Annotated in this window: 12 protein-coding genes; all 12 read left to right on the top strand. The window is 60.8% G+C overall.

All coding sequences use genetic code 11. The features are described 5' to 3' along the window. A partial coding sequence (locus QYE77_RS14625) for a single-stranded DNA-binding protein (protein ID WP_315626224.1) occupies positions 1–390 on the top strand: 390 nt, incomplete at its 5' end. 71 nt (positions 391–461) lie between these two features. After that, entirely contained in the window at positions 462–623 is a 162-nt protein-coding gene (locus QYE77_RS14620) for a hypothetical protein (protein WP_315626223.1), read from the top strand. 3 nt (positions 624–626) lie between these two features. After that, complete coding sequence (locus QYE77_RS14615) at positions 627–941, top strand: hypothetical protein (protein WP_315626222.1); 315 nt, start codon at positions 627–629, stop codon at positions 939–941. Then, positions 886–1,557 carry a hypothetical protein gene (locus tag QYE77_RS14610; RefSeq protein WP_315626221.1) on the top strand — a complete coding sequence of 224 codons (672 nt, stop codon included), beginning with the start codon at positions 886–888 and terminating at the stop codon, positions 1,555–1,557. Before QYE77_RS14615 ends, QYE77_RS14610 begins: the two co-directional genes overlap by 56 nt. A gap of 11 nt (positions 1,558–1,568) precedes the next feature. Further along, positions 1,569–2,549 carry a hypothetical protein gene (locus QYE77_RS14605; RefSeq protein WP_315626220.1) on the top strand — a complete coding sequence of 327 codons (981 nt, stop codon included), beginning with the start codon at positions 1,569–1,571 and terminating at the stop codon, positions 2,547–2,549. An 84-nt stretch (positions 2,550–2,633) separates the two neighbouring features. After that, positions 2,634–2,915 carry a hypothetical protein gene (locus tag QYE77_RS14600; protein WP_315626219.1) on the top strand — a complete coding sequence of 94 codons (282 nt, stop codon included), beginning with the start codon at positions 2,634–2,636 and terminating at the stop codon, positions 2,913–2,915. 37 nt (positions 2,916–2,952) lie between these two features. Next, positions 2,953–3,201, top strand: a complete 249-nt coding sequence (locus QYE77_RS14595) for a hypothetical protein (protein WP_315626218.1) — start codon at positions 2,953–2,955, stop codon at positions 3,199–3,201. Then, positions 3,150–3,413, top strand: a complete 264-nt coding sequence (locus QYE77_RS14590) for a hypothetical protein (protein ID WP_315626217.1) — start codon at positions 3,150–3,152, stop codon at positions 3,411–3,413. The genes QYE77_RS14595 and QYE77_RS14590 overlap by 52 nt, the downstream gene beginning before the upstream one ends. Next, complete coding sequence (locus tag QYE77_RS14585; protein ID WP_315626216.1) at positions 3,410–4,120, top strand: ParA family protein; 711 nt, start codon at positions 3,410–3,412, stop codon at positions 4,118–4,120. Before QYE77_RS14590 ends, QYE77_RS14585 begins: the two co-directional genes overlap by 4 nt. Next, entirely contained in the window at positions 4,108–4,920 is an 813-nt protein-coding gene (locus tag QYE77_RS14580) for a ParA family protein (protein ID WP_315626215.1), read from the top strand. Before QYE77_RS14585 ends, QYE77_RS14580 begins: the two co-directional genes overlap by 13 nt. Continuing rightward, on the top strand, positions 4,917–5,336 hold the full coding sequence (locus QYE77_RS14575; protein ID WP_315626214.1) for a hypothetical protein: 420 nt from the start codon (positions 4,917–4,919) through the stop codon (positions 5,334–5,336). Before QYE77_RS14580 ends, QYE77_RS14575 begins: the two co-directional genes overlap by 4 nt. A gap of 17 nt (positions 5,337–5,353) precedes the next feature. Next, positions 5,354–5,548 carry a hypothetical protein gene (locus QYE77_RS14570; RefSeq protein WP_315626213.1) on the top strand — a complete coding sequence of 65 codons (195 nt, stop codon included), beginning with the start codon at positions 5,354–5,356 and terminating at the stop codon, positions 5,546–5,548. Positions 5,549–5,602: the final 54 nt, after the last annotated feature.

Here is a 5,602-nt window from a genome sequence, read left to right as displayed (position 1 = left end):
GAAGTTCAACTGATCGGCAATCTAGGTCAAGACCCTGAAGCCCGCTACACGGCAGAGGGGGCGTTGGTGGTGTCGTTCCCGGTGGCGGCGACGCGGCGCTGGACGGATCGGGACGGGCAGAAGCACGAGGAGACGACCTGGGTGGACGTAACGACCTGGGGTGGGCTGGCGGAGGTCTGCCACCAGCACCTGACGAAAGGGCGTCAGGTGTTCGTGCGCGGGCGGCCCGAGGTGCGGGCGTTCACCCGCAAGAACGGCGAGTTGGGTGCGGCGCTGCGGGTGACGGCGGAGGAGGTGATCTTCCTGGGCGGCAAGCCCGGCGAGAAGGGGGTGCAGGCAGAAGCCGCGGGCGAAGCAGCACCCACGAGTGCAGACGACATACCGTTCTAGGAAACGTCTGCGGGCAGGCCGAACCGCTTGCGGCCTGCCCGCTTCTCAATCGGCGGAGCGGAGCGTGGGCGATGGACGAATTGACACCTGAGGAACTGGATGCGTTGATTGCGTTTGAGGCGGAGATACGCGAGCGGGAAGAGCGCAAGTTCGAGGTGCTGTACTGGCTGGAGATGCTCCCGGCGAATGACCCGCTGTGGGCAGAACTGGCCGAGCGCCTGGGGGTGAAGTGAGGCATGACCCGCCGTGCTTGGCAAGCCCCACCGGGGTACTACTGGAAAGTCGTGGTGGATCCGACGCGCACGGGAGACGAGCCGGGCATGTTCTACGGGGGGCACTTTCGTTGGAGCGACATTGTGCTGCCGAGCGGGTGTCGTCGAGCGGCGCGGCACATTCCCTGTCCGTGGCCGAGCGGGACGGTGTTCGAGAACATCCGCACCGGGGAGCGGGTCGTGATCAAGCGGGGGCGGGTGGTGAAGGAGAAAGGAGGCAAGCATGGTGCAAATCGTTCCTGTCAAGGTTCGAATCGTTCCTCAGGTCAACGTCAATAGACCCTCTCGGGTCATTCCGCGGCGACTGGATGAGGTGGTGATGCGCCTACCCGTGCTCACGCACGCCACAGCAGTGTTGGGCGTGGGTGAGGACGGCGTGCCGGTTGTGTGGGATGCCCTGGGGGGTAAGAGTTTGCTGATCCTCGGCGAAGGTCTTGCCCTGCCCTGGCAGGTGCTGGATGCGGCACGGGTTTCGCTGGAGCAGCACAACACACGTCACTTTGTGGAAATCACCTGGGTGACCGAGCGAGAGGCCCGGGGGCACAGGATCACGGACGTCGTGTGTCCGCACGATCGTGCCCTGGAACAGGCGCTCTATCGCCTGGCCGACCTGGTGGATCGGAGACGGCACGGGCAGAACCGAGGGGCGACACAGGTGCTGATCCTGGATGACCTGGCGCAGGTGCTGAAAGCGGACGTTGAGGCGCACTGGGCATTGGAGTTTGTCCTGAAACACGGAGGCAAAAACGGCGTGCAGGTGCTGGCCGGGGCAGATTACCGTGCCCTGACCCGCCGCCCGGTCAAAGGGTGGGACGGACGATTCGGGTCGGTGCTGCGCCAGACCGGGGATCGTTTTTACACGCCGACCGGCACGGTGATTCCGGTTGAGGTTTAGGTGACGGTGTCATGCGCTACGGGCTTGTGCTTTTCGCGGCTTTGCTGCTAACCGCCTGTGCGCCGGCGGGATACTATGCACCGGCGGATCCGCTGAGCCTGCGCGCCACGGCGCAGGCCTTCAGCCATCTGGCCGAGGCGTATAACCGCCTGGCCGGGCAGACCGAGCAGGCCTACCAGGCGCAGGCCACCCAAACCGCGCAGGCTTATCAAGTCACGGCGCAGTATCTCGACCTGCGGGCAACCCAACAGGCGGTGGATGCCACGGCGACGGCGAATGCCATGCTCCTGGCCGTGCAGTCCTATCAGGCCACGGCAACCCTGCAGGCCCTGGAGCGCAAAGCCCGCGAAGAGCAACATGCCGCCGAGGTCACCCGGCAGAGGGCGGTGGTGCAGTCCATCCTCGAAACGGCCATCGTCTTTTTGGCGCTTGCGGCGCTCGTCGTGCTGTTTTTCGTCTTCCTCTACCGCCTGCTGGATGCCTACGTGCGCTGGCAGGAAACGCGGCGCTCGATCATGATCAGCCCCATTGGGGTGCTGGTGGTGCGGCGAGATGGCATGCCGCCGGTGCACGTGGAGGTGCTCAAGCCCAAGCCCGAACTTCCGCCAGGAAAAGACACTGAGACCCGTGACGAGCGGGGTGATCTCGACTGGATTCCCTATCGGGTTGGGGATCAGATCATGGGCTTTGTCAAACCCGAGTGGCGGCAGAAGGGGGAGGATCCCAACCGGCGTTTGGTTCTGCGCTTGCTGCGTGAGTCCATCCAGAAGGCCGGTGGGAATGCCGACCACATTCCCGGCTGGCGAGAACTGGGGTGGCCGGCGGAGACCTGGACAAGGGCGGTGGCGCTACTGCGTCCTTACGTCCATCCCGTTCCCGGACGGGGCGGAGGGACGTTCCTGGTTGGGGAATATCGAACCCTGGCCGAACTCTACACGGCGCTGGGATCGAAGCAGATTACCCTCTCCCCTGCCCCAACGGAGGTGGCCTGAATGTTCGCCGAACCGAACGCCGAACGAAACCGAACGAAACAGAACGATTCCGAACGAAACAAAACAACGAGCAGGAGAGATGCCATGGCCGAGGTAGATCTAAAACAAGAGGTGCGTTTCAATCCCTATCGCGTGCGGCGGTTTGGGCTGTCAAGCACGCAGGAAGCCAAGGCGCTGCTGTATCTCGAGCGCCAGGGCGATACACCGCGAAAATTCCTTGCCCGCTTGTTCGACCTACGCCTGGTGGAGCGTCTGGTAGCGCTGGGGCTGGTGGTTCATCGCGGAGATACCTACGGCATTACCGAAAGCGGGAAAGCCGTGCTGCAGGGCTGCCTGGGAGACGATCATGGGCGGGGTGTGGCGTAGGCGGATGCGGCTTTTCCTGCTGGTGCGGGATGAGGACGTGTCGGGTGTGTCGGGCACCGGGATCGTGGCCGAGGGGGTGGAGTTTTCGGATGGGACGGTAGCGATGCGCTGGCTGCGGCGTCCGTTCAGCGTGGCATTTTACGGCTCGATCCGCGATGTGGTGGCGGTGCACGGGCACGGTGGGCGGACGCGGGTGAAGTGGCTGGGTGAGGATCATCGGGAAGGAGGTGCAGAGTGGACAAAACCGTCTGGCGTGTCTATCGGGTTGAGCGAGGAGAGGACATAGCGAAGGCGTTGGGGTTGTTTGAAGCGCGGCTGAAGGTGCACCCGACCCGGGCACGGGTTTCAACGAAAGCTGCGCCTGAGGTCGTGCAGGCGCTGAAAGCGGCAGGGCTGGAAGTCGAGGTAGCAGAAAGGCAAATTCCCTGGGACGTGTGGCTGACGGATGGCCGTCGGGCCGAAGAGCAGATGAGTTTGTTCGAGGAGGCAGAGCGATGACGAAGGTGATCACGATTTACAACCAGAAGGGCGGCGTGGGCAAGACCACGCTGGCGGTGAATCTGGCCCACGGGCTAGTGCGGTTGGGAAAGTCGGTGACGCTGGTGGATTTGGCCAACCCGCCGTACTGCCATAAGTGGTTTGGCCTGTCGGCGGACGGTGCGGCGCTGCGCTGGTTGCAAGGGGAAGCAATTACACCGCAGGAGACGCACGCAGGGATCAGCGTTCTGCCGGGCTACCGGCCGAGCGCGAGCGAACTGCTGGATGGAAAAGGATTGTTCCTGAAAGCGGATGAAGTTAGGCGCGAGCGCTTTGAGGCGTTGGGGACGGATGCGGTGGTCGTGGATGGGTATAGGGAAGAGTGGGAGATTGAGGAATCCCTGCTGCGGACGAGTGACGTAGTGCTGATTCCCACCCCCTGGGAAACGCTGGGGCTTGACGGCACTGAAGAGACGCTGGCGGCTTGCGCCAACCTGCGCAGGGAGGGGTGGCGCGGCACGTATTACGTAGTGGGGTGGGTAAAGCGAGCAGGCGATGCGGATGCCTTCTTGAAGGCTGGCGGATTCGCAGATGGGGTTCTGCTGCTATGCTGGCACAGGGGATTGGATCATGGACGCCCTGTGTTTGAACCGCCGCGGGTCGTGCAGTTGGTAGCGGAGTATCACAATCTGGTGATGTGGGTGCAGGAGGCATTATGGCGGTTATAGCCATTGCGAATCAGAAGGGTGGGGTTGGCAAGACAACCACCGCCATTAATCTGGCACACTGGTTTGCTCTGAAGGGGCGGAAAGTCTTGCTGGTTGACCTGGATAGTCAGGGGCACGTAGCCCCTGGGTTTGGAAAAGACGTCAGTGATGGGCTGTATCGCCTGATGGTGTTGGAGAAATCCCTGGACGAAGTAGTAGAACCTCTACGACCCGGACTGGACCTCATCAATAACGATCATACATGTGAACTGGTCAAACAGCACGTACACCAGGCTAACTTCAGAGAGTATCTGCTGGATACGGCGCTGGAGGAAGCGCGAGAGCAGTACGATTTGATCTTCATTGACACCCCGCCGAGCACAGATGTACTGCACATTCTGGCGCTGGTAGCGAGCGACTATCTGATCGTCCCGTCCAACATGGACAATTACGCCATCATGGGTATTGGTAAGTTGATGAAAACCGTGCGCACCCTGGGGCGCTATCCGAATGTAGAACCGCCGGTGCTGGTTGGAGTGCTTCCGACGATGTACGATCGGGTGACCACAGCCACGGCGACGGGGGTACAGATCTTGAGAGACAAATTAGGGGATGAACAATTACTCCCCCCGATACCCCGGGATACCAAAGTGCGGGAAGCCAGTTACGCTGGGCAAACGGTGTGGGAATACGCCCCATACAGCTCGGCAGCTGTTGGATATGCGGAAGCTGGTGCTCGAAACGTGAACAGTTGGGGAAATATCGGGGGTTACCTGCATACCGCTGAGATATTAGATGCATTTTTAGGGAGCAAGACATGACGGTAAAGAAAACACTGGCGGTAGAAACCGAGAAGTACGAATTAGAAGATCCGGCAGTTGAGGCAGCGCTGGGAAAACCCAAACCGAGGTCTGTCTATGCGCGTCTGGCCCGAGTGAAAGAGATGACACCATCCCAAAGGCGCAAGGCAGAGAAAGACCGCGCACGCACGAAAGAGACCTATGACCTGCCGAAGTGGTTGATCGAGGCCGTGGAGCAGATTGCCAGGAAATACGGAGTGCCCAAGTCAAACGTGGCTGCACACCTGCTTGCGGCAGGGTTGCGCGACCTTCTGGAGGGAAAAATCAATCTTGGGTGGGTGCGAAAGATCTCACGATCACCACGGTATGAAGGGCTGTTGGAGAGCCCGGAAGAAATTGACAAGAGCGAAATTGAAAGGTTCTGCCGTGGAAAATAAAAGCCGTTCGAGAAATTTTGGAAAAACTCGTTCTAACGCCAGCGTTTACGCCAGCGTTTTACGCCAGCGTTTACGCTGGCGATTACGCCGACGTAGAGCGCCAGCGTTTACGCCAGCGCTTGATCGTTCTAGAAGCGCTACAAGGCGTCTGTTTTTGTGGGGTGGCTATGTCAGTATCCCCCTGGGAAAACGCCCGCTCAGAATGCGTCTAAAACGGTTGTTATAACAAGTCACAAGGAGGTGCACGGTGAACCCTGAAACCAACC

It is taken from the genome of Thermanaerothrix solaris, assembly GCF_032334255.1.
Lineage (GTDB): Bacteria > Chloroflexota > Anaerolineae > Anaerolineales > Anaerolineaceae > Thermanaerothrix > Thermanaerothrix solaris.
This window is presented reverse-complemented; position numbering and strand designations above follow the sequence as displayed.

Coding starts and splice junctions, on each gene's coding strand:
- QYE77_RS14620 (WP_315626223.1), top strand. CDS start 462: ATGGACGAATTGACACCTGAGGAACTGGATGCGTTGATTGCGTTTGAG.
- QYE77_RS14615 (WP_315626222.1), top strand. CDS start 627: ATGACCCGCCGTGCTTGGCAAGCCCCACCGGGGTACTACTGGAAAGTC.
- QYE77_RS14610 (WP_315626221.1), top strand. CDS start 886: ATGGTGCAAATCGTTCCTGTCAAGGTTCGAATCGTTCCTCAGGTCAAC.
- QYE77_RS14605 (WP_315626220.1), top strand. CDS start 1,569: ATGCGCTACGGGCTTGTGCTTTTCGCGGCTTTGCTGCTAACCGCCTGT.
- QYE77_RS14600 (WP_315626219.1), top strand. CDS start 2,634: ATGGCCGAGGTAGATCTAAAACAAGAGGTGCGTTTCAATCCCTATCGC.
- QYE77_RS14585 (WP_315626216.1), top strand. CDS start 3,410: ATGACGAAGGTGATCACGATTTACAACCAGAAGGGCGGCGTGGGCAAG.
- QYE77_RS14580 (WP_315626215.1), top strand. CDS start 4,108: ATGGCGGTTATAGCCATTGCGAATCAGAAGGGTGGGGTTGGCAAGACA.
- QYE77_RS14575 (WP_315626214.1), top strand. CDS start 4,917: ATGACGGTAAAGAAAACACTGGCGGTAGAAACCGAGAAGTACGAATTA.